Raw genomic sequence first — 22,688 nt, 5'->3', positions numbered from 1 at the left:
CGTTGCCCGCGCGTTGCGCGGTCAACGCCGAAACCCTTATCAATGCAGGGATGCACAGTGGAGACAGGGCAATGAGCATGCAGGTGCGGCGCGCGTGGTGGCGCGATCTTTCGATGCCGGCAATCGTCGCTGGCTTCATTACGGTACTGGTGGGCTTCGCCAGCTCGGCCGTGATCGTGTTCCAGGCGGCACAGGCCGTCGGTGCCGACCAGGCGCAGATCGCCTCCTGGATGTGGGCGCTGGGGCTGGGCATGGGCGTGACCTGCATTGGCCTGTCGCTGCGCTATCGGGTGCCGGTGGTGACAGCGTGGTCGACCCCGGGTGCAGCGATGCTGGTGGTGGGTGCCGGCGGTGCTTCGCTCTCCGAGGCCACGGGCGCATTCCTGCTGGCCGCCGTGCTGGGCCTGCTTGCGGGTTTCTCGGGGGTCTTCGCGCGACTGATGCAACGGGTACCGATGGCGCTGGCCGCCGGCATGCTGGCCGGTGTGCTGCTGCGCTTCGGGCTGGATGTGTTCGTCGCCATGAACACCCAGCTGGTGCTCGCGCTGGCAATGTTCGCCACCTGGCTGGCCGGGCGCCGGCTGTTCCCGCGCTATGCGGTGATCGCCACATTGCTGGTCGGCATCGCCGTCGCCGCGAGCCGTGGCCTGCTGCACGCCCAGCAGGTGCATCTGCAACTGGCGATCCCGCAGTGGGTGACGCCCTCGCTGTCGTGGACCGCCGTGGCCGGCATTGCCCTGCCCCTGTTCGTGGTCACCATGGCCTCGCAGAACATTCCCGGTGTGGCGGTGATGCGCGCGTCCGGCTACGACGCCCCGGTGTCGCCGTTGATCGGCTGGATCGGTGCAGTCAATACGCTGCTGGCGCCGTTCGGTGCGTATGCACTGAACCTGGCGGCGATCACCGCCGCCATCTGCATGGGCCGCGATGCGCACGAGGATCCGGCGCGCCGCTACACCGCAGCGATGGCGGCCGGCGCCTTCTACATTGTCATCGGGCTGTTCGGCGCCACGGTGGCCGCACTGTTCGCGGCCTTCCCCAGGGAGCTGGTGGCCTGCGTGGCCGGTATCGCGCTGTTCGGCACCATCGGCAACAGCCTGGCCAGTGCATTGGCGGTGGAGCGCGACCGCGAGGCGGCGCTGGTCACCTTCCTTGTTACCGCCTCCGGAGTTTCCCTGGCCGGGATCGGCTCGGCGTTCTGGGGACTGCTGGCCGGTGCGCTGTGCCTGCTGGTGTTGCGGGCACGGACAACGGCCTGAGCAACCCTATCAGGCCGGCATGATCAGGCCGCCATGCGGGCGACGGTATTGATCACCGCGTTGGCCGCCATGCCGATCACCACCGCCCACACGCTGGTGCCGCCACGACGCTGCAGTTCGGCACGGATGCGGTTGTGCTGCCCGGCGTGGGCAGCCTTCACTTTGCCCAGCAGTCGCGTGCAGTAGCGCAGGCACAGGGTATTGGCGGTCACCGCGATGGCGAACCGAGGCACCGCCAGCAACGCCACCGTGAGCAGCGGGTTGGCGCGGGCCGCCAGCAGCGCGATGCCGATCAGGACCAGCTCGAAGAGGATGGCTGCCAGGTACATCTTCCGGTGCAGCAGCCAGTACGTCGGCACCAGGAAGGCGGGCCAGTGCCACGGTCGCGGCGGCTTCGGCACCGGGCTGCCCAGGTGCCAGCGCTGGCGATAGAGCGCCGCGTTGGGGCCGACGAGGAGGTTCAGGTAGTCCGCGTCGGACGGAGCGGGCGCGTCGTCCACCTCTGTGGCGGGCGCAAGATAGGGATTGTCATCCGCCGGGGAAACCGGCGGAGTATCCAGATGATTCATGTCGGCGATTCCTTGCCCAGGACGATCCCGCGGTAGCGGCAGCCACCGCTGGATCTGAAGCCTTCCCGGCCTCAGCCTGCCAGCGCCTGCCCCACCAGCATCACCGCAACGACGGCGATGGCCACCACCGCCGCCGCCAGTGCATTGGTGTCACCCCGTCTGGCCAGCTCGCTGCGCAGGCGCGCCTCGTCATCTCCCACCAACGCGCGCGCGCGGGCGATCTCACGCTGGCAATGCGCCAGGTACCAGCGGTTGGCATACACCGCGGCGGTGATGTTGATGACGAGGGTGATGACCGTCGACACGCCTTCCGGAACGCCCAGCAACGCCTCGGCGATGCTGAAGAACACCAGCACGCCGGCCCAGATCGCTGCCAGCCGGTACATCCTGCGGTACACCATCCAGATCACGCCGATCAGGAACGCCGGCCAGTGCCAGGTGCCGTTGCCGTCGGCAATGCCCTGGTCGAGCCGCCAGCGCTGTCGATAGATCGGGAAGTTGCCGCCGACCACGGCGGCGTACAAGGCGATGTCGCCTTCCAGCTGCGGCGCGGTCGCGGCCACCGGCGAAGCTGCCGGCGCACGATAGGGGTCGGACGGATCAGCGGTCGATGCGCCGCTGGCGCTGACGGCCTGCGCCGGTTCAATCGACGGCGGGGTCGGATCCATCGGCGCCACCGAAGGATCCAGCTCGGCCAGCGGCCGCCACGATGCCATTCCTTCCCGCCACATCAGCGTACGGGCGGTTACCGTGCCGTCCTGCTGCAGACGGCGCAGCCCGGCCAGGTCCACCGGCCCTTCGCTCTGCTTGCTGTTGGCGTACCACCACTGTGCGTCCTGCATGCCATCCATTCCTGTCGATCCCATGGTTACTCCGAACACCCCGCCACGGCCTGCAGCGGTTCACTGGCCAGTACCTGCACCAGCTGGTGGCGCGCGCCGGGTGCAAGGGCAATCTGCTCCGGCCCGGCATTGGCTACTTCCAGGCACACGTAATCGTGCCAACCGTCGCCGACATCGGCCATCTTCGCCGCTGCCTCCGCGCCCGGATTCCACGCCACCAGGGTCTGGCTGCCTTCGCTGCGGATCTCGATCCGCCGCTGCAGGACGGGATCGCGAAGCACGTAGTGGCCACCGGCACCGGTATAGATGCGGTCGCTGCGCCCCGGATCGCGCGGGTCACGCAGCGACCAGGGCCCCTGCTGCCGGCGCAGCTGCGTGTAATCCTCGTACTTGTCCAGATAGTGCAGGCCATCGAGGCCATCAACCTCGACACGACGGGCATCGCCTACCCGGAAGTAGCTGTGCAGGGCCTGTGTGAAAGCTACCGGGGACGGGCCGGTGTTCTCGGTGGTCAACTGCTGGCGCAGCTGGCGACCGATGCGCAGCTGCATCTGCAGGCGCAGGCCACACTCGGCAATCGACAGGGGCGCCAGCTGCAGCTCCAGTTCAGCGTCATCGTCCTGGCGGGCCTGCAGCAGCTCCCAGCGCGCGGTGCGTACCAGGCCGTGTGCCGGCACGTCATCACCCTGGCCCTGGCGACCGAACCACGGCCAGCACACTGGAACGCCACCCCGGATCGGCGTGGGCAGCCCGGCCCGTTTTGGCGACAGCCACAGCAGGTCCGGCTGCCCCTCCGGGATGAACGACAGCAGCTGTCCGCCGAACACGCTGATGACCGCGGTGGCGCTGGGCGTGCGTATCTGCCAGGCCTCGAGCCCGTGGTACAGGCCGGTGCTGATGTCCGGGTTCGACTGCATGCTATGACGCTCCTTGAAGACCGCGGCGATGATGTCGCGGCCAGCCTGTGATCGGCAAGGTCTAGCGGGTGGCAGGCGTCCCTGCGGCTGCCTCCTGCTGCAACGCGCGCAGGATGCGCTGGCCGGCGCGCCCATCCGCATTGGCCCAGCCCAGGCGCTGCTGCTCGGCCTGGATCGCGCGACGCGTGGCGGTGCCGATCATGCCGTCCGCGCTGCCGATGTCGTGGCCGCGGGCCAGCAGCAGGGTCTGCAGCTGGCGGCGTTCATCGCGGCCGATGCCGGGATCATCGGTCGGCCAGGCGGTGGCCAGGCCGGTGCCGCCGCGCAGCTGGTCGGCCAGCGTGGCGATGGCCAGTGCATAGCTTTCGGCGGCGTTGTAGCTGTAGATCGCATCGTAGTTGCGGAACACCAGCAGCGCCGGGCCCTTGATGCCGGCCGGCAGCAGCAGGGCGGCGCGCGCGTCGGCCGGCAGATTGGGCGGCCCCAGCGCGCTGCCATCCAGCGCGGTCACGCCCTGCACGCGCCAATCGGCGAGGGCTCGACGTTGGGTGCGGCCCGCCTGGCTGGCATTGAAGCCGGGGGGAACACGGACCTCCATGCCCCACGGTTCGCCACTGCGCCAACCCGCACGCTTGAGGTAGTTGGCGGTGGACGCCAGCGCGTCGGGAATGCTGCCGACCAGATCGCGGCGGCCATCGCCATCACCATCGACCGCGATACGTGCGTAGGTGCTGGGCATGAACTGCGTATGCCCGAAGGCGCCGGCCCAGGAACCGGTGAGCCCCTGGGCCTGCAGGTCGCCGCGGTCGATCAGCTTGAGCAGCGCCAGCAGTTCGCCACGGAAGAAGGCCTGGCGGCGGCCGGCGCAGGACAGCGTGGCCAGCGACTGCAGCAGCGGGCGCTTGCCGAAGACGCGGCCATAGTCGCTCTCCACCCCCCAGACCGCGACGATGGTGGCCGGGTCGACGCCATACTGCGCGGAGACGCGATCGAGCAGATCGCGATGTTGCTGCAGCAGGGTGCGGCCATCATCGACGCGCTGGCGGTCGACCAGCGCGGCCAGGTAATCCCAGATCGGCGTGGTGAATTCCGGCTGTGCGTCCAGCAGTCCGAGCACGCTCGGGTCCGGCGTGAGCCCGGTGGTGATCTCGTTGAAACGGTCGGCGCCGATGCCCTGGGTTGCGGCGGTGGCCTGCAAGCCCGCCAGGCAGCGGCTGAACGCCGGATCGTTGCTGGCGGCGGGGGCCGCAGGCAGCGTCGGGGTCGACGCGAGGGCGGCCGCCAGGCCGAGCGTGGTCAGAATGGGCATGGCGTCCTCCGTGTTGCCGTTGCATGGCCATCTTAGGGGCAGCAGTGCGGCCGAACCTGAAGGGGCACCGGCTGGCCGTCCCCCCTAGGCAACGCGCAGCAGGCGCAGGCCATAGGCGGGACTTTCGGCATCCCAACGCTGTGCGACCTGCAGGCCCGCCTGCTGCAACAGCGCCTCGAAGCTGTCATCGGTGTACTTGTGGCTGTACTCGACGCGGATGGGTTCACCGGCAGCAAAGTGGAAGGTGCGGCCACCGAGGTGGACGTCCTGCGGCCACTGGCTGACCAGGTCGGTTTCGATGCGCAGCCGCGCGGTGTTGTAACGGGCGCGGTGGCGGAATCCATCGAGATCGAAATCGCTTCCGATCTCGCGGTTGAGGCGGGCCAGCAGATTGAGGGTGAATGCCGCAGTGACGCCCTGCGCATCGTTGTAGGCCGCTTCGATCAGCGCCGTGTCCTTGTGCAGGTCGATGCCGATCAGGGCCAGGCCGTCGCGGCCCATCGTCTGGCGCATCGCCCGCAGCAGGGCGACGGCCTCCGCTTCGGCGAAATTGCCCAATGTGGAACCGGGGAAGAACAGCAGCCGTCGCGCGGGTTCGCGTTCGGGCATGGGCACGGCGACGGCGCGGGTGAAGTCCGCGCAGACCGGCAGCATCTCGACCTCGGGCAGCGCCGGCGCCAGGTGGTCGATGCTGGACAGCAGTGCGGCCCGCGAGATCTCGATCGGCGTATAGGCCACCGGATCCTGCAGCGCGGCCAGCAGCAACGCGGTCTTGCGGCCACTGCCGCTGCCCAGCTCCACCACATGCAGGCGCGGGCCGACCACGCGCGCGATATCGGGCAGCACCCGCGCCAGCAGCGCCAGCTCGGTGCGCGTGGGGTAGTACTCGCGGGTCTGGGTGATCTGTTCAAACAGACGCGAGCCGCGGGCATCGTAGAAGTACTTGGAAGGCAGCTGCCGCGATGCGCATGACAGACCGGCCAGCGCATCGGCCAGGATCTGCTGGCGGCTGGGGGTCAGGTCGGTCAGCGCCTGCAGCGCGTCATGCACCGTGCTCATATGAGGTCCCTGGCCAGGCGCAGTCCGGAGAACTGCCAGCGCGCCGGCGGCATGAAGAAATTGCGGTAGCTGGCGCGCACATGGCCACGGGGCGTGGCACAGCTGCCGCCGCGCAGCACCCATTGCCCGCACATGAACTTGCCGTTGTATTCGCCGAGGTTGCCGTCAAAAGAGCGGAAGCCCGGGTAGGCACCATAGGCGCTGGCGGTCCATTCCCAGACATCACCGAACAGCTGCCGCAGCCCACTGCCCCCGGCTGCCTGCGGGTGCAGGTGATCGTCATCGGCGAAATGACCGCGCAGGGGCTGCGACGCGGCGGCCGCTTCCCACTCGAACTCGCTGGGCAGGCGCGCACCGGCCCAGCGGGCGCAGGCATCGGCCTCGTAGTAACTGAGGTGGCAGACCGGCGCATGCGGATCCAGCTCGCGCCAACCACCCAGGGTGTACTCGCGCTGCAGGGCATCATCCCAGTACAGGGGGTGCTGCCAGCCTTCGGCTTCTCGCAGCGCCCAGCCTTCGCTGAGCCACCAGCGCGGTTCGCGGTACCCCCCTGCCTCGATGAAGGTGCGGTACTCGGCATTGCTGACGGGACGCTCGGCCAGGGCATGCGCGGGCAGCAGCACGCGGTGCTGCGGCGATTCGTTGTCGTAGGCAAAGGCGGCGTGCCGGGGCCATGCCGCGGCACCGACGGTGACGATGCGTTCGGGCGATTCGATCCAGCCCTGCGTCGCGGCGGTGCTGGCAACGGGCCGCAGGTCGTCGCGATACGGTGGCTGCAGTGGATTGCACCAGAACGCATGCTTGATGTCGGTCAACAGCAGTTCCTGGTGCTGTTGTTCGTGCTGCAGACCCAACTGCAGGTGGTGCAGCGCCTGCGCGTCGAGGTCACCGGCTGCCAGCCGTGACTGCACCTGCATGTCGACCTGTTGCCGGTAGTCGCTCACCTGCTGCAGCGAGGGCCGCGACAGCAGACCGCGCTGCGGCCGCGCATGCGCCGGGCCGATGCTCTTGTAATAGCTGTTGAACAGATAGTCCCAGGCCGGGTCATGCGCGGGCGTGGTGGCGAAACCGGCCAGCACGAAGCGTTCGAAAAACCAGGTGGTATGGGCCAGGTGCCACTTGCTGGGACTGGCGTCGGCCATGCTCTGCAGCATGGCGTCCTCGGCACTGAGCGGCGCGGCCAGCTGCAGGCTGCGCGCCCGCACCTGTGCAAAGCGGCGGGCGAGATCGCGCTGCGGGGCAGCGACGGCGGTGGGTACGCTGTCCATGCCGGAAGCATCGGCGCAGGACGGTGAGCGCAACGTCATGGCACCACATCACCACGTTCACATGACAGCGGGCACGCGCATTCAAGAAGCGCGTGGGGACGCCGCTAACGGCAATGTTGCGGCCGCATCGTCACCGCACTGGACTTACCGCGTGCCCCTGCATCCGCTCCGCCAGCCTGCGCATTACCTGTTCGTGCTGCCCGCCGTGCTGGTCGTCCTGGTGCTGTGGATGGCGCTGGGCACCGAGGATGTCGCCAGCCCGGCGCAGCGCATCCTGCCCTGGCTGCTGGCCTGTCTCGGTGCAGGCCTGGCCCTGCTCTACCACCAGATGCGCACGTTGTGCCTGCTGCTGGTGGTGGCGGTGGTATTCGCCCTGCTGCACCGGGACGTCGGTGGCTACCTGCGCAGCGGCCATGTCGACGCCCTGACCCCGCTGCGCTTCCACGCGATCTCCGCGTGGGTGCCGCTGCTGTTCGCCGGACTGGCACTATGGCCGGAACGCGGACGCCGACGCCAGGACCTGCTGCTGCGCAGCGTAGTGTGCGGCGCGGCGCTGATGATCTTCCTGCTGCTGGCGGCACAGCAGCCGCAGGGGATGCACGATCTGCTGTCGAACCGTCACTGGGCCTGGATTCCCGCCAACTGGAACGCGTTGGCGCAGTTGCCGGCGCTGCTGTTCCTGCTGGCGACCGCAGCATTGGGCTGGCAGGCGTGGCGGCATCCGAGGCCACTGCACACGGCAATGCTGCTGGCCCTGCTGTGCCTGTGGTGGATGCTGCCGCGGATCTTCCTGCAGCCGGTGCTGCTGCCGGCGCTGAGCAGTGCCGCCCTGCTGCTGATGCTGGGCGCGATGCTGCAGGAATCCTTCCACATGGCCTTCCGCGATGAGCTGACCGGCCTGCCGGGGCGACGGGCGTTCAACGAGACCCTGCAGCGGGCACGCGGTACCTACAGCATCGCGATGGTGGACGTTGACCACTTCAAGTCATTCAACGACACCCATGGTCACGACACCGGCGACGATGTGCTGCGCCTGGTGGCGTCGCGGCTGGCGCGGGTGGGCGACGGTGGCCGTGCGTTCCGCTATGGCGGCGAGGAGTTCGCGGTGGTGTTCCTGGACCGGCCGGCGGCAGCCTGTGTCGATGCCGTGGAAGCATTGCGGCAGAGCATCGAGGACACCCGCATGCAGCTTCGCGACCGCAGCACCCGCAGCCGTGACGACGAAGCCGGCCGCCAGCGGCGGGGACGCGGTGGCAGCGGCCAGGTGGTACAGGTGACGGTGAGCATCGGGCTGGCCGACAGCCGCGTGGATCCGCGGCCGATGGCCGTGGTCAAGGCCGCCGACCAGGCCCTGTATGTGGCCAAGGACGGGGGCCGCAACCAGGTGCGCGCGCACGGCGGCCAGCGCGTTCTGGCAGCGCACAGCGCGTAGTGCTCAGACCGCGTCGAGGTAGTACCAGCGGCCGTCGATGCGTTGGAAGCGGCTGTGCTCGGTCATCCTTACCGCGCTGCCGCCGCCGATGCGGTAGCGCGCGGTGAAGCGGACTTCGGCGCTGTCAGCACCAGTGACAGTGTGCTCGTGCACGGTCAGGCCCAGCCAATGGGTGCGCTGGCCGGGGGCATCGTCCAGCGACAGCTCGGCCGGACGCGTGTCCGGATGCCAGGACTGGCGCAGGTAGTCAGCCAGGCCACGCACATAGGCGCTGTAGCGCGAACGCATCAGGTGCTCTGCATCAGGCGCGGCTTCACCGGCATGGAAACGGCCACAGCAGGCGGCATAGTCGGCGGGAAGGCCACAGGGGCAGGGATCGGCGGGTTTTCGGCTCATGCCGGCATTGTCGCCGGGTTGCCGGGATTGATCCACGCGGGGCCGCAGTCGCCCGGAGCAGGACAGGCGTATGCTGTCGCGCCCCCTCCTTGATTGATCGCCGTGCTGGAACTGGTTCCCCCTGAGTTGTGGTGGCTGGTGGTGATCGCCTTCATCGCCGGCCTTGTGGATGCCGCCGTCGGTGGCGGTGGCCTGGTGCAGCTGCCCGGCCTGTTCACGGTGCTGCCGCAGCAGACGCCGGCGATGCTGTTCGGTACCAACAAGTTCAGTTCGATGTTCGGTACCGGTGCGGCCGCCTGGCGCTATGCGCGCAACGTGCGCTTCCCGTGGAAGCCGGTACTGTTCGCGGCCGGTACCGCCTTCATCTTCTCCTTCGCCGGGGCCACCGCGGTGAGCCTGCTGCCCAAGGACGCGGTGCGCCCACTGGTGCTGGTGCTGCTGATCGCGATGCTGGCCTACACGTTGTGGAAGAAGGACTTCGGCGCGTTGCACCGGCCGCAGGAGATCGGCCGCCGCGAACTGGCGATCGCGCTGGCGATCGGTGCGGCGATCGGCTTCTACGACGGCTTCTTCGGGCCGGGCACCGGCAGCTTCCTGATCTTCCTGTTCGTGCGCTTCTTCGGCCTGGATTTCCTGCGTGCGTCAGCGGCGTCGAAGGTGGTGAACCTGGCGACCAATGTGGCGGCAATCTCGTTCTTCGTACCGACCGGCAACATCCTGTGGCTGTTCGCGCTGCCGATGGCGGCGGCCAACATCATCGGCTCGGTGGTGGGCACGCGCCTGGCGTTGAAGGGCGGCACGCCGTTCATCCGCAAGTTGTTCGTGGGGCTGGTGGTGGTACTGATCGCGCGGATGGCGTGGGATACCTTCCGCGGTGCGTGAATGCGGTTGCCGGCCAGCGGCCGGCACTACCGGGTCATGAACGCTGCCCATGGGTAGTGCCGGCCGCTGGCCGGCATCCCCATTCAATCGACCGGGTCAGGCTTCGGCTTCTTCCGGTTCGTTGGCCTGCTGGCGGCTGCGCTCGGGCAGCTTCAGGCGCTTGCCTTCTTCGTCGTACTCGATCAGCAGCACGCCGGAGTCGTGGCGGCCGCTGATCTCGACGAAGCAGGCGCCACCGATGAACGGCTCCAGCGTCATCACCGACTTCAGCGGGGTGGCGACCACCATCTGGAAACCGAAGTTGTCGAAGATGTTCATCGCCAGCGCGGTGAACTCGTTGTCGGCCTTGTCGAAGGCTTCGTCGAGCACGACGGCGGCGTAGCTGGGCAGCTGGCTGTCGGCGCCGCCGAGCTGGTAGCGCAGTGCCGCAGCCAGGCAGGTGGTGGCCAGTTTCTGGCGCTGGCCACCGGACTTGCCCGCGCCACTACGGTAGATCTCGACCTGCTGGCGCGTTTCCGCATCCAGCTCGACGCCGATGAACTCCACGTGCATGCGTACGTCCAGCACCAGCTCGCGCCAGCGCTTGTCCTCGCCTTCCTGCGAACCCAGGCGGTTGACCAGCTGGCGCAGCACGGTGAACTGCGATTCGGCCAGCTCGCGCTGCTCGGTCTGCTGCTGCGCCAGCACCTCGCGCAGCTGCAGGTGGAACTCGCCGACTTCCGGCAGGCGGCGGTCGCTCAGTTCGATGGTCAGCAGCGTGCCACGGTTGAACGGCACCTGCTCCAGGCTGGCGTTCACTTCGTCCAGGCGCTGGCCGATCGACTTGCGGGCCTCGGCGCTGTGGCGCTGCAGGGCCAGCAGGTTGTTCTTGCTCTGGTTCTGCAGCAGATCGAAGAAGCGCTCTTCGTGCTGCGGCAGGCCGTCGCGCTCCAGGCGCTCGAGACGGGCAAGGAAATCCTCGGCCGAGGCCACCGATACGGTGAAGTCGCCCGATTCCTCCGGCCACTGCTGGATGAAGCGACGGAAGCAACCGATCAGCTGGTTCTCGATGCGGTTGAGGTCCTGCTGCGAGGTCGACAGCTGCTCGTTCAGCGCGTTGCTGACCTGGCGCATGTGCGCCTCCAGCGTTTCCAGGCTGAGCGGGCCCTGCTCCTGCAGGCGCTCGGCGAGCCCGGCTTCCTGCTCCTGGGCCAGGCTCGGCAGCACCAGCGCACGGCTCTGCTGGCGGGCGCGGTCGAGGCGATCGCGCTCCTTGACCAGCTGGCCGCGCTCGACGCGGACGTCTTCATAGGTGCGGCGGGCCTGCTCGATGTCGGCGCGCACGGCGTCGATCTGCTTGGCCAGCTTGGCCAGGTCGGCATTGCCTTCGCGCAGGTCGCGCAGGGTGGCCTCGATATCGCTCAGCCGCTGCTGCGGGGCGGCGATGTCGATCTCGTTCCAGCTGATGCTGACCAGCTCGTGGCAGGCCAGCCGGCGCTCGTTGTCGCGGTCACGCTGGCCGCGCAGGCGCGCGATGTCGGTCTCGCAGCTGGCGATGCGCTTGGCCAGTTCCTGGGCTTCGCGCTCGAAGGCGCCCACCTTGTCGTGGTTGTTGAAGCCGAGGATCCAGCGACGGCGGTCGCCCACCGCACTGCGGTCGTCCTTCTCGAAGCGGTCGCCGGGATGCTTGACCTGGCCTTCTCGGGTGATGCCGCGGTCGACGTTGCGCAGCTGCTTGGCATCCACGCACTCGTAGTCGAAGCGCTTGCCGAGCTCACGGCGCAGCCAGCTTTCGAATACGTGCTCGCGCAGCTCCAGCTTGTGCAGCAGCGACTTCGCCGACGGCTCGCGCGCGAACGCATCATCGTTGCGGCGCACACGGTAGTAGGTGAAGCGCATGCCCAGGTGAGTGCGATTCACCCACTCGGCGACGTCGTTGTAGTGCTTGTCATCGACCAGCAGCGACAGCGCGAAGCCACCCAGCACACGCTCGATGGCACCCTGCCAGCCCTGCTCTTCCGAGCGGACCTGGATCAGCTCGCCGACGAACGGCAGCGCCGCCTCGGCAATGCCGGTTTCCTCGGCCAGGCGCGCGCGCAGCTTCTGCATCGGCGCCGGGATGTTGGAGGGCGTGCGCTGCATCGCTTCGAGTTCCGCACGGACTTCGCCGAAACGGCGCTCGTCATCGCGCTTGCCACCCAGGCGATCGCTGATAGCATCGTCCAGCGCCGACGAGGCACGCTGGCGGTCCTGCAGTTCGTTCTGCGCACGCTCGACCAGCTCGGCGAAGCCGTGTGCGTCGTCCGGAAGTTCAGCCCCGAGCTGCTGCGCGGCCAGGCTTGCCTGCTCGCGCTTGGCTTGGCGGCGGTCACGCTCGGCTTCGGCGCGGCCCTGCTCGCGTTCCAGTTCCTCGATGCGCTCACCGCCCTGCTGGCGACGCTGCAGTTCCAGTTCGGCCAGGCGCTCGGTGTGGTTGTCCAGTGCGGCACGGCGCTGGGCTTCTTCCCCGAGCAGGCCACGGTCACGCACGTCCATCTCGCGCAGGCGCGCCTCGATCAGCGCCTGGCGGCGGCTTTCACGGAAGCTGTCGACGCCAAGCTTGAGGGCTTCGTCGTCGCCGCGCCGGCGGTGCATTTCCTTCAGGTCGTTGTAGTAGGCGCGTGCCGGCAGCAGGGTCTCCACCTGGCGGCGGGCGGTGACCACGGCCTGGTGCGCGCCATCGAGTTCGGCGAAGTCGCTGACCAGGCGCTCGGCGGCGTCGAAGGTCTTCGGCGTGTCGAGCATGAAGTCGCGCAGGAAGACGTTGAGGTCGCCCAGGTTCTTCGCCGACTGCGTCTTGTGCAGCAGGCGCAGCGCCATCTCGTTGTCGATGCCGAGCAGGTCGCGGAAGCGCTCGGCGTAGCCGGAGAAGGTGTCGAAGTGGTGCAGGTCGGACAGCTTCTGCTTGAGCTTGCGCAGGTCCAGGTCGAAGCCGCCAAGATCCTTGGCGATGTCGAACGGACGCTCGGCGATCATGTAGTGCTTGCGCACGTCACCGGCAGAGGTGCCGTTGCCGGAGATCCACAGCAGGCGCACCAGGCTGACCACGCGGCCATCGCCGGCGCGGTACTCCAGCACCAGCGCAGTCCAGGTCGCGCCCTTGCGAAGGTACTGGGTGGCGATTTCGCCGGTGCCGCTGTCCTGCTGGTCGGCCCACGCGCCACGCACGTAGGACACCAGGTTGCGGTCGCGGCCACTGCGCTCGGCTTCACGCGCGGCGGCGTTGAAATCGACGATGGCCGGCGGCGTCAGCAGCGCGGACATGGCATCGAGCAGGGTCGACTTGCCCGAGCCGGAACGGCCGACGAACAGGAAGCCACGCTCGGCAATCGGTACTTCGGTCAGTCCGTTGAACGTGCCCCAGTTGTGTACCTGCAGGCGACGCATGCGGAACTGCTGCAGGCGCGGGTCCGGCAGGCCTTCGTTGAACAGGGCGGGAGTGTGCTTGGAGATAGCCATGCGATGGTCGGGTCTCTCAGGCCTCGGCGGCCGGGGTTTCACGCAGCTGGCGGTAGACCGCCGAAAGCTGGGATACGTCTTCGGCGGAGAACAGCAGCTTCAGCGCCGGCGAGACTTCGTGGCGGTCTTCCTGGCCGCTGAGGCGGGTCAGGATGTGGTTGTCCTTCATCTTCTGCACCGCCGAGGCGACACGGCGGTTGAAGCCGGCGCGGTCGGTGGACAGGTTCTTCTCGTAGATGGCCAGCGCTTCGGCCATCTCGGCGTCGGCGACCACCGCGCGGTTGCCGCGCGCATCGGCCTCGGCCAGCTGCTGGCGCAGGTACAGCAGCAGCACCGAATCGATGAAGGTCAGCGGCGAGGTGCGCAGCAGCACCGGCGCATCCACGTCTTCGGTATCGGCCTGGCGGGTGAAGGCCACGCCGCTGTCACGGTCGAGCACCAGTTCCAGGAACAGGTCCGCCAGCGAGGAGCGGATGGCCGCCTCGCTGCGGATCAGTGCCGGCCACAGCTTGGCGTGGCGCAGCTGGTCGATGCTGGGGCCGATCAGCAGCTGGCACAGCGCGCGGCGTGCATCCAGCGGCAGGCGCCCGGTGTCGCCGAGGTAATACACGTCATTGCCACGGCGGGGCTGCGCCACGGCCGCCACCGGTTCGGCTTCGTAGGCGTCTTCCGCCACGTCGGCCTGCGGTGCGTCGATGGGATCTTCATGCCAGCTCATGGCGTCTCTCCTGGGTGAACCAAACCAGCGGGATGCGGGCGCGACGGACCTGGCCGTCGCCACCACGCCATTCGGCAAGCTCCTGCTCACCAGCGATCACGTTGCCGAAGCGCGTGCCCAGCGACAGGTAGCCGATGACGCTGCCGAGCCCCTGCGGTGCTTCGCGCTGCGACAGTGCCTGGGCGATGCTGAGCCGCGGCTGTGCATCGAGCAGGTCGTGCAGGTCGCGGCGCAGGGTGCGGAAGTCGATTTCAGACGAAGCGACCAGATCACCGACGCTCTCCAGGCTGATGGCTGCGGCGTCGTTGTACTCGACGTTGCCATCGACCTGGGCGCTGCGCGGATCGTGCAGCTTCCACTGCGACCACGAGCGCAGGCGGCTGGTGGTCAGCTGCAGGTCGCGGCCGATGCCGCGTTGTGCGGGGAATTCGTCACGCAGGGCCAGCGCTTCGGACTGCGCCTGCTTCAGCAGCTGGTTGAGGCGGCGCTGTTCCAGATAGCCACGGCTCTGCACGAAGCCACGCAGGCTGCGCGCGAAATTCTGCAGCACGTCGTGCACCTGGCCACCGCGCTCGAGCATGGTGCTGGTGAAGCCGCGCAGGAAGTTGCGTTCATTGCGGTCCAGGCGGCGGGCGAAGCCACGCGCCAGCACCGCTTCCAGCGCGGCATCGAGCTGGGCGCTCTGTTCGGCGTCGTTGAGCAGGCGCCAGAAGGCCTGGAAGCTGCGACCGGCATCGCTCTCGCCGATCACATCCACGCCTTCGAACAGCTGCGACAGCACATCGCCGCGCTCGCCCTCGTCGTCGATGATGCGTTCGCGGAAGTCGCGGTTGAGCTGCTCGAAATCGTCGCGCACGCGACGGAAATCCTCGGTCAGCTCGTCGGCCAGGCCGATGATCTGGCGCGCACGCTCCAGCGCGCGCTTGCCATCCAGCGCGACCACGCGGCCGGCACCGACGCGGGCGATCTCGGCGTCGATGCGGTCGCGCTCGTCGCGCAGTGCTGACAGGCGTGCATCCGGGTCGGACTCGGTCTGCGCGGCCAACTGCGAGAGCTGTTCGATGACCAGCGCCAGGCGGCTTTCGGTGGCGGCCACGCGCGCCTGCTCAAGACCATCGGCGAAGCGGATGGCCTGCAGTGCCGCAGTCGACAGCTCGTACTGCTCCTGGTCGGCGCCTTCGGGCAGGCGGCGTTCCAGCCAGCCCTGGGCCAGCCAGTGCGCGATGTAGGCCTGCGCGGTACGCGGCAGCTCACGCGACAGTTCGTCCCCGTTGAGCTGGTCCAGCGCACGCTGCAGGCGCTCGTTGAGCACCGACGACGGCAGCGTGCGCTCGCCGTCCATCAGCAGCCCCTGCAGCAGGCCGATGATTTCCGGGGCGTGGTCGGCGGCAAGCAGCTTCCACTGGGGCTGTTCGCGCAGATGGCGGTAACGGGAGATGCGTTCGCGGTGCTTCATGCAGCGAAAGGAGTCATGAGGGCTGGCGGGGACGAGCAGCCGCCCGCGGCGGCCGCGCGGGCAGCCGTGGGCATGCCGGCCCGCAGAGGCCGGCGCAGTGCGGTCAAGCGGCTCAGCGCTTGCCGCCCACTTCGATGAAGCGCAGGAACTCGGCGCGGGTACGCGCGTCGTCGCGGAAGCTGCCCAGCATCTTCGAGGTGACCATGCTGACGCCGCGCTTGTGGATGCCGCGGGTGGTCATGCATTCGTGGGCACCTTCGACGACCACACCGACGCCGATCGGCTGCAGCACATCCTGGATGCACTGGGCGATCTGCGCGGTCATCTTCTCCTGCACCTGGAAACGGCGGGCGTAGGCTTCGACGACGCGGGCCAGCTTGCTGATGCCCACCACCTTGCCGGCCGGCAGGTAGCCGACGTGGACGCGGCCGATGATCGGCGCCATGTGGTGCTCGCAGTGGCTTTCGTACTCGATGTCACGCAGGACGATCAGTTCGTCGTAGCCGGCCACTTCCTCGAAGGTCCGCTCCATGTAGGCGCGCGGGTCGTCGCGGTAACCGCTGAACCAGTCGCCATAGGCTTCGGCGACACGGCGGGGGGTATCCAGCAGGCCTTCGCGGGACGGGTCCTCACCGGCCCAGCGCAGCAGGGTGCGCACGGCATCCTCGGCCTGGTCCTGGGTCACGTCGCCCTGCGGGGCGGCCTTTTCGTTGTTCTTGCTCATTGCGTACAGCGTCCCGAACGGGGGGCGAGCATCGTACCCGACCGGGGGGTGGGTCGTCCTGTTGGGACGGTTCATCGGGGGGTTCTTCCGGCGCCTCGTTGCTGCTGAGCGAGAGGGGGGAGGGGCAGGCCGGGCAGGACACGCCGCAAGTACGTCCCTGTAGGCTCGGCCACGGCATCCATGCCGTGGACGGTCCTGCCCGGCCTGCCCCTCCCCCTCTCCGACGGTTTCCTGCGGGCGCGGCCGGACCGCCCGAAAGCGGGGGCAAAAGCGGGGGTTCATGACTTCGGAAGCACCGCGGGCCGCTGCTGCGGTGGGTGCGGGCCGTTGGTCCGCACTGCTCCGGCCTTTAAAGAGCCAACCCACCGCGCTCGCGGGGTGATGGGAGGGCAGCGGGGGCCGGGCGGGGCAGGACCGTCCGCGGCATGGATGCCGCGGCCGAGCCTACAGGGACGTACTTGCGGCGTGTCCTGCACCGTCCGGCCCCCGCTGCCCCACCCGACACCAAGCGGGCGCAACGCTTTCCTCAGTATTCCTGCCCACCCATTCAGCAATACCTATTGATAGGAATGAAATTAGTAGTATCCTATCTATCTCTTATGGACCGACCCCTCGACGAGCGCACCGTGCTGCAGATGCAGCTCAGCTCCGGCCTGCTGTACGCAGGGCGGCAGTGGCAGCGCCTGGCCGACAGCCGGCTCGGCAGCTACGGCATCTCCACCGCCTGCACCATGCCCCTGCTGATGATCGGCCGCTCCGGCGGTGGCATCCGCCAGGTGGCGCTGGCCCAGCAGCTGGGCATGGAGGGTCCTTCCCTGGTGCGCCTGCTGGACAAGCTGTGCGCCAGCGACCTGGTCCGCCGCGAGAGCGACGCCAGCGACCGCCGCGCCAACCTGCTGTGGCTGACCGACGCGGGCCATGCGCTGGTCAGCGAGCTGGAAGACCAGTTGATCGGCCTGCGCCAGGACGTGTTCGGCGAGCTTTCCATGGATGAACTGCACGCCGTGCTGAAGGCATGGCGCCTGCTGGCCGAGGCCGCCGACCGCATCACGTAAGACCGCTGCCCCCGAATACCGCCGCTGCCGTGCACACGCCAGCGGCTTTTACCCGTTGCCGCTGTTTCGTTGTTCCTCCCCTCCCCCATCTCGCCCCCGCCCCTACCGATGCCCGGTGAATTCAGTCTCCACGGAGTGTTCGTCCCGACCCTGCTCGGGCTGATGTTGTTGGCCTACCTGGTCAACAGCGGCCTGCACGCGCTGCTGCAGCGTGCCGGCGCCTATCGCCACGTATGGCACCCGGCGCTGTTCAACCTGGCCCTGTACGGGATCGTGCTTGGCCTGCTGTTCCACCTCCTGCGTTGGATGCAATCGTGAACAAGATCGTGAAGAAGACCCTGCCGGTGCTGCTCACCACCGCAGCCGTGATCATCGCCCTGCTGGTGCTGCGCCAGCTGTGGGTCTATTACATGGATGAGCCGTGGACCCGCGATGCCCATGTCGGCGCCGACGTGGTGCAGGTGGCGCCGGACGTGTCCGGGCTGGTGGAAACGGTGCAGGTGGCCGACAACCAGGCGGTGAAGAAGGGTGACCTGCTGTTCGTGGTCGACCGCGCCCGCTACCGCATCGCGCTGGAGCAGGCCCGCGCCAACCTGGCCGAGCGCCAGGCATCGGTGGCGCAGCTGCGCCGCGAGATCGGCCGTGACCGCAGCCTGCAGGACCTGGTCGCCGCCGAGGACGCCGAAGTGCGCCGCGCCAAGCTGCAGGCCGCACAGGCTGCGCTGGCCACCGCACAGGCGGCGGTCGACCTGGCCGAGCTCAACCTGGGCCGCACCGAAGTGCGCGCACCGGCCGATGGCCGGGTCAACGACCGCACCCTGCGCGTGGGCGACTACGTGGTAGCCGGCAAGCCGGTGCTGGCGCTGCTGGATACCGGCTCGTTCCGCATCGATGGCTACTTCGAGGAAACCCGCCTGCGCGGCGTGGCCCCGGGGCAGCGCGTGGACATCCGCCTGATGGGCGAGTCGGCCCCGCTGCGTGGCCATGTGGAGAGCATCGCCGCCGGCATCGAAGACCGCTACCGCAGCAACGGCAGCACCCTGCTGCCGAACGTGACCCCGGCCTTCGACTGGGTGCGGCTGGCACAACGCATTCCGGTGCGCATCGCCATCGACGAAGTACCCAAGGGCGTGGAACTGATCGCCGGCCGTACCGCCACGGTGACCGTGGACACCGGCCGCCATCCGCACAACGACAAGGCCGGCACTGCGCCGACACAGGCGGGCCTGTGAACGCCGCCCTGCCCCGTCTCGGCCTGATCGTTGCGCTGGCCAGCCTGGCGGCCTGCAAGACCGTCGGCCCGGATTACGCCCTGCCGGAGGGCTCGGCCTTCAAGCGCCCGCAGGCCAATGCGGCCTTCATCGATACGCAGAACCCGCAGGTGGCCGCCAACCAGGCGCTGCCCGATCGCTGGTGGTCGCTGTACAACGACCCGGTGCTGGACGGCCTGATCACGCAGGCGCTGCGTGACAACGTCGAGCTGAAGGCCGCCGATGCACACCTGCGCCGTGCCGCGGCAGTGTACGAGCAGGCGCTGGACGCCGGTGGCTTCGAGTACGAGGCCGAGGCCGGGGTCAGCCGCGCGCAGCTGTCGGCCGAATCGTTCCTGCAGGAGCACGAGCTGCCGGTGATCAACCTGGCCGATGGCAAGTTCGCGGTCAGCTACCAGTTCGACCTGTTCGGCAAGCTCAAGCGCGGCGCCGAGGCAGCGCGTGCCGACGAGCAGTCCGTTGCTGCCGCGCGCGACCTGGCCCAGGTCAGCGTGGTCGCGCAGGTGGCCGACAGCTATCTGGAAATCTGCCATGCCAACCACGAGCTGCACGTGGTCGAACATTCGCTGCAGCTGCAGCAACGCAGCCGTACGGTCACCGAGCGCCTGATCGCGGCTGGCCGTGGCACGCCGCCGGAACTGGCCCGCGCCAATGCCCAGGTGGCGCTGCTGGAGGCGGCACTGCCGCCGCTGCGCGCGCAGCGTTCGGCGGCCGCCTATTCGTTGGCCGCGTTGCTGGGCCAGACCCCGGGCCAGCTGCCGGCCGGCGTGATCGACTGCGCGCACGCGCCCAGCCTGGCGCAGCCGCTGCCGGTCGGTGATGGGCGTGCGCTGCTGCAGCGCCGTCCGGACGTGCGCCAGGCCGAACGCAAGCTGGCCTCGGCCACCGCGCGGATCGGCGTGGCCACCGCCGAGCTGTACCCGGACATCCGCCTGGGTGCCTCGATGGGTGCCGCCGGCCTGCTGGAAGACTTCGGCACGCCGATGACCCAGCAGTGGTCGATCGGCCCGCTGATCTCGTGGACGCTGCCGTCCTCCGGCACGCACGCACGCATCCACGCCGCCGAGGCGGGCGCCGATGCCGCGCTGGCCGAGTTCGACCACACCGTGCTGCAGGCGCTGCGCGAGACCCAGACAGCGCTGGACCGCTATGCGCAGGACCTGCGCCGGCTGCAGTCGCTGCGCATCGCGCAGGAGCAGGCCGCACTGGCCGCCGAGCAGAACCGCCGGCTGTACCAGGGTGGCCGTACGCCGTACCTGTCCAGCCTGGATGCCGACCGCAGCCTGGCCACCAGCGATGCCACCCTGGCGGCCGCCGAAGCGCAGGTCTCGCGCGACCAGATCCATCTGTTCCTGGTGCTGGGCGGTGGCTGGCAGGCAAGCGCCACCGCGCCCAACGCCTCGACCGCAGCGAAGTAAACCATGAACGCGCTGACCGACCGCCAGGCCTGGCTGTTCTCGATCAAGACCTACCTGGCCGCGGTGGCCGCGCTGTACATCGCCATGGCCGGCAACCTGTCGCGCCCGTACTGGGCGATGGGCACGGTGTACATCGTCAGCCAGCCGCTGCTGGGCCCAACCCGCGCCAAGGGCGTGTACCGCATCGTTGGCACCCTGGTGGCCGGCCTGGCCACCCTGCTGGTGCTGCCGGCGCTGGTGGAAACGCCGCTGGTGCTGAGCGCGGCGATGTCGATCTGGCTGGCCGGCTGCCTGTTCATGGCCCTGCTCAACCGCGGCCCGCGCGGCTACGCGTTCCTGCTGGCCGGCTACACCACCGCCTTCATCGGTTTCCCTGCGGTGACTTCGCCGGAGACCATCTTCGACACGGTGGTGGCACGCAGCGAGGAGATCATCCTCGGCACGGTCGTGGCGGTGCTGGCCGCTTCGCTGCTGTTCCCGGCCTCGGTACGCCCGATGCTGCGCGCGCGCATCGGCAACTGGATGGAGGACGCCGCGCAGTGGTGCCGGCAGATCCTTGAACGTGGACGCGCGCACGCGCCGCGCAACCGGCTGGCCGCCGACCTGGTGCAGTTCGAGGCACTGATCGAATTCCTGCGCCGCGATGATCCGCGCCATGCCGGGTCTGCGGTGTCGATGGAGCGCCTGCGTGAGCGCATGCTGCTGCTGTTGCCAGTGCTGTCCTCGATTGCCGATCGCCTGAGTGCGCTGCGCAGCGACGGCCAGGCCCTGCCCGAAGGGCTGCCGGCGCTGGTCGATGACATCCACGATTGGCTGGATGGCCCAACCAACGCCAGTGAATACGCCCGCCTGCGCGCGCGCATCAGTGCCCTGAAGCCGCAGGTGGACCGCGACCTGCAGCATCTGCAGCTGGCCAGCCTGCTGCTGCGCCTGGAGGAACTGGTGGACCTGTGGCAGGACTGCCGCACCCTGCAGCACGCCATCGACCACGGCACCGCGCCGCTGGACCGCGCGCATTACCGCATCCGTACCGAACGCGTAGCCGCTGACAAGCACGTCGACTACGGCATGGCGCTGTTCTCCGCGCTCAGTGCCGGCGTGGCACTGATGAGCTACTGCGTGCTGTGGATCGCGCTGGGTTGGGAGGGCGGTGGCAACGGCGCGATGATGGCCGCGGTGACCGCGGCGTTCTTCGCCGCGCAGGACGACCCGGCACCGAGCATGGTGTCGTTCCTGGTGTGGGCCATGGTCGCCTCGGTGGTGGCCGGCGTGTACCTGTTCGGCGTGTTCCCGGCCGTGCACGACTTCGGCCTGCTGGCGCTGGTGCTGGCGGTGGCGTTCCTGCCGCTGGGGCTGATGCTGCACCACCCCAAGAGCGCGCTGTTCGCACTGCCGCTGACGGTGAACCTGGCCGCGCTGCTGAGCCTGCAGAACACCTACAGCGCCAACATCCAGACCTTCCTCAACTCGTCGATCGCGATGTTCATCGGCATTGGCTTTGCGGTGGTGATGACCCGCCTGTTCCGTTCGGTGGGTGCCGAGTGGACCGCGCGCCGGCTGGTGCGGCAGGGCTGGACTACGCTGGCCGAGGCCGCCGAAGGGCGCGGCCAGCAGGACCGCCAGCGCTTCGCCGCACGCATGCTCGACCTGCTGGGCCTGCTCGCGCCGCGCCTGGCGGCAACCCCGGAGGGCAGCGACATCGCCTCGGTGGATATGCTCAACGAAGCGCGCATTGGCCTGAACATCCTGCAGCTGCGCCGCGCGCGGCTGGAACTGCCCGAGCGCAGCCGCGAAGCGGTCGAGCACATTCTTGAGGAGATCGCCGCGCACTACCGGCGGCAGATTGCCGCACGCAAGCCGATGGTGGCGGCCGACGCATTGCGCGAGCGGCTGGATACCTCGCTGGGACGGGTCGGCAGCGTAGCCGCCTGCAAGGCACGCGACGAGGCGCTGATGGGCCTGATCGGCCTGCGCTTCGCGCTGTTCCCGGAGGCGAAGGCGCTGGCGCCGGGCCTGGCCATGAGTGCAGCCGAACAGCCGTAGCGCGATACCCTGTGCGTCCACAGACCCCGTTGCCGGGGTCGGGTCCTTCGCCGCGGACGAAGGCTCTGACCCCTGCTCTGCACAGGAAGCTCCAATGAGTTACGACATGATGGTGTTCGAGGCCAGCGCCGCGCCACGCGAGGCGGCAGCCTTCATCGCCTGGTTCGAGAAGCAGACGCAGTGGAACGAGCGCCACGAGTACGACGACCCGGCAGTCAGCAGCGCGGCGCTGCAGGCGTGGTTCGCGGAGATGGCGGAGGACTTCCCGCCGTTGAACGGCCCATTGAGCAACGACGATGACGACCGCGCCGAGGTGACCGAGTACAGCATCGGCCAGCAGGTGATCTACGGTGCGTTTGCCTATTCGGTGGCCGAGCGTGCGCATGGCCGCGTGCAGGACTTGGCCGAAAAGCACGGCGTGGGCTTCTTCGACGTGAGTGCCGATGAAGCGGCGATCGTGTTCCCGGATGGGCTGGTGTTGATCGCGGAATAGGTGCGGCGGCAGGGCTGCGCCCTGCACCTGCCGAATCAACGGCAACGTCAAATGCGCGCTATCCGTGGGTTGGCGGGGCGGGTCCACGCCATGCGTGGAT

At 68.7% G+C, this 22,688-nt stretch carries 20 protein-coding genes; 9 read left to right on the top strand and 11 right to left on the bottom strand.

The annotated features are described in order from the left end of the window. Positions 1-71 precede the first annotated feature (71 nt). Entirely contained in the window at positions 72-1,259 is a 1,188-nt protein-coding gene (locus tag J3A72_RS02010) for a benzoate/H(+) symporter BenE family transporter (protein ID WP_075076419.1), read from the top strand. Between the two features lie 23 nt (positions 1,260-1,282). Here J3A72_RS02010 and J3A72_RS02005 read toward each other — a convergent pair whose 3' ends face one another. The 6 genes from J3A72_RS02005 to egtB form a co-directional block, all read right to left on the bottom strand. Continuing rightward, positions 1,283-1,828, bottom strand: coding sequence for a DUF2628 domain-containing protein (locus J3A72_RS02005; protein WP_075076418.1), 546 nt, complete (start codon positions 1,826-1,828; stop codon positions 1,283-1,285). Between the two features lie 71 nt (positions 1,829-1,899). Beyond that, entirely contained in the window at positions 1,900-2,670 is a 771-nt protein-coding gene (locus tag J3A72_RS02000; RefSeq protein ID WP_032960164.1) for a DUF2628 domain-containing protein, read from the bottom strand. Positions 2,671-2,696: 26 nt separating this feature from the next. Further along, a complete protein-coding gene (locus tag J3A72_RS01995; protein WP_075076417.1) occupies positions 2,697-3,587 on the bottom strand; it encodes a D-hexose-6-phosphate mutarotase in 891 nt (296 codons plus the stop codon). Positions 3,588-3,648: 61 nt separating this feature from the next. Then, positions 3,649-4,896: a lytic murein transglycosylase gene (locus tag J3A72_RS01990; RefSeq protein WP_014648917.1), complete on the bottom strand. Its 1,248-nt coding sequence runs from the start codon at positions 4,894-4,896 to the stop codon at positions 3,649-3,651. Between the two features lie 84 nt (positions 4,897-4,980). Beyond that, complete coding sequence (gene egtD, locus J3A72_RS01985) at positions 4,981-5,955, bottom strand: L-histidine N(alpha)-methyltransferase (RefSeq protein ID WP_049405566.1); 975 nt, start codon at positions 5,953-5,955, stop codon at positions 4,981-4,983. Further along, positions 5,952-7,223, bottom strand: coding sequence for an ergothioneine biosynthesis protein EgtB (egtB, locus tag J3A72_RS01980; RefSeq protein WP_075076416.1), 1,272 nt, complete (start codon positions 7,221-7,223; stop codon positions 5,952-5,954). The genes egtD and egtB overlap by 4 nt, the downstream gene beginning before the upstream one ends. Before the next feature lie 151 nt (positions 7,224-7,374). Here egtB and J3A72_RS01975 point away from each other — a divergent pair, with 151 nt between their 5' ends. Next, on the top strand, positions 7,375-8,655 hold the full coding sequence (locus tag J3A72_RS01975) for a GGDEF domain-containing protein (protein ID WP_075076415.1): 1,281 nt from the start codon (positions 7,375-7,377) through the stop codon (positions 8,653-8,655). Positions 8,656-8,658: 3 nt separating this feature from the next. Here the strand turns inward: J3A72_RS01975 and J3A72_RS01970 are convergent, their stop codons facing one another. After that, on the bottom strand, positions 8,659-9,051 hold the full coding sequence (locus tag J3A72_RS01970; RefSeq protein ID WP_041863982.1) for a YchJ family protein: 393 nt from the start codon (positions 9,049-9,051) through the stop codon (positions 8,659-8,661). A 102-nt stretch (positions 9,052-9,153) separates the two neighbouring features. Between J3A72_RS01970 and J3A72_RS01965 the strand changes: the two genes are divergently transcribed. Beyond that, positions 9,154-9,933, top strand: coding sequence for a sulfite exporter TauE/SafE family protein (locus J3A72_RS01965; protein ID WP_032960169.1), 780 nt, complete (start codon positions 9,154-9,156; stop codon positions 9,931-9,933). Positions 9,934-10,029: 96 nt separating this feature from the next. Here the strand turns inward: J3A72_RS01965 and J3A72_RS01960 are convergent, their stop codons facing one another. From J3A72_RS01960 to folE, 4 genes are all read right to left on the bottom strand, one after another. Continuing rightward, on the bottom strand, positions 10,030-13,410 hold the full coding sequence (locus tag J3A72_RS01960) for an SbcC/MukB-like Walker B domain-containing protein (protein ID WP_075076414.1): 3,381 nt from the start codon (positions 13,408-13,410) through the stop codon (positions 10,030-10,032). A 16-nt stretch (positions 13,411-13,426) separates the two neighbouring features. Next, positions 13,427-14,128, bottom strand: coding sequence for a DUF4194 domain-containing protein (locus tag J3A72_RS01955; RefSeq protein WP_005421303.1), 702 nt, complete (start codon positions 14,126-14,128; stop codon positions 13,427-13,429). Further along, a complete protein-coding gene (locus tag J3A72_RS01950) occupies positions 14,115-15,584 on the bottom strand; it encodes a DUF3375 domain-containing protein (protein ID WP_032960145.1) in 1,470 nt (489 codons plus the stop codon). Before J3A72_RS01950 ends, J3A72_RS01955 begins: the two co-directional genes overlap by 14 nt. A 112-nt stretch (positions 15,585-15,696) precedes the next feature. Further along, entirely contained in the window at positions 15,697-16,308 is a 612-nt protein-coding gene (gene folE, locus J3A72_RS01945; RefSeq protein WP_004141296.1) for a GTP cyclohydrolase I FolE, read from the bottom strand. 599 nt (positions 16,309-16,907) lie between these two features. Here folE and J3A72_RS01940 point away from each other — a divergent pair. The 6 genes from J3A72_RS01940 to J3A72_RS01915 all read left to right on the top strand — a co-directional run bounded on the left by J3A72_RS01940 (position 16,908) and on the right by J3A72_RS01915 (position 22,588). Beyond that, positions 16,908-17,363: a MarR family transcriptional regulator gene (locus tag J3A72_RS01940; RefSeq protein WP_012481667.1), complete on the top strand. Its 456-nt coding sequence runs from the start codon at positions 16,908-16,910 to the stop codon at positions 17,361-17,363. A gap of 108 nt (positions 17,364-17,471) precedes the next feature. Beyond that, positions 17,472-17,681 carry a DUF1656 domain-containing protein gene (locus J3A72_RS01935; RefSeq protein WP_010487502.1) on the top strand — a complete coding sequence of 70 codons (210 nt, stop codon included), beginning with the start codon at positions 17,472-17,474 and terminating at the stop codon, positions 17,679-17,681. Continuing rightward, entirely contained in the window at positions 17,678-18,595 is a 918-nt protein-coding gene (locus J3A72_RS01930; RefSeq protein ID WP_014648927.1) for an HlyD family secretion protein, read from the top strand. The genes J3A72_RS01935 and J3A72_RS01930 overlap by 4 nt, the downstream gene beginning before the upstream one ends. Continuing rightward, a complete protein-coding gene (locus J3A72_RS01925; protein WP_075075958.1) occupies positions 18,592-20,052 on the top strand; it encodes an efflux transporter outer membrane subunit in 1,461 nt (486 codons plus the stop codon). Before J3A72_RS01930 ends, J3A72_RS01925 begins: the two co-directional genes overlap by 4 nt. Before the next feature lie 3 nt (positions 20,053-20,055). Beyond that, positions 20,056-22,095: an FUSC family protein gene (locus tag J3A72_RS01920; RefSeq protein WP_014648929.1), complete on the top strand. Its 2,040-nt coding sequence runs from the start codon at positions 20,056-20,058 to the stop codon at positions 22,093-22,095. A 94-nt stretch (positions 22,096-22,189) separates the two neighbouring features. After that, complete coding sequence (locus tag J3A72_RS01915) at positions 22,190-22,588, top strand: hypothetical protein (protein WP_014648930.1); 399 nt, start codon at positions 22,190-22,192, stop codon at positions 22,586-22,588. The last annotated feature ends 100 nt before the right edge of the window (positions 22,589-22,688 follow it).

Source organism: Stenotrophomonas sp. PvP093, from assembly GCF_017876915.1.
Taxonomy (GTDB): Bacteria; Pseudomonadota; Gammaproteobacteria; order Xanthomonadales; family Xanthomonadaceae; genus Stenotrophomonas; species Stenotrophomonas muris.
The sequence above is the reverse complement of the archived record's forward strand: the minus strand, read 5'-3'. Positions and strand labels throughout refer to the sequence as shown.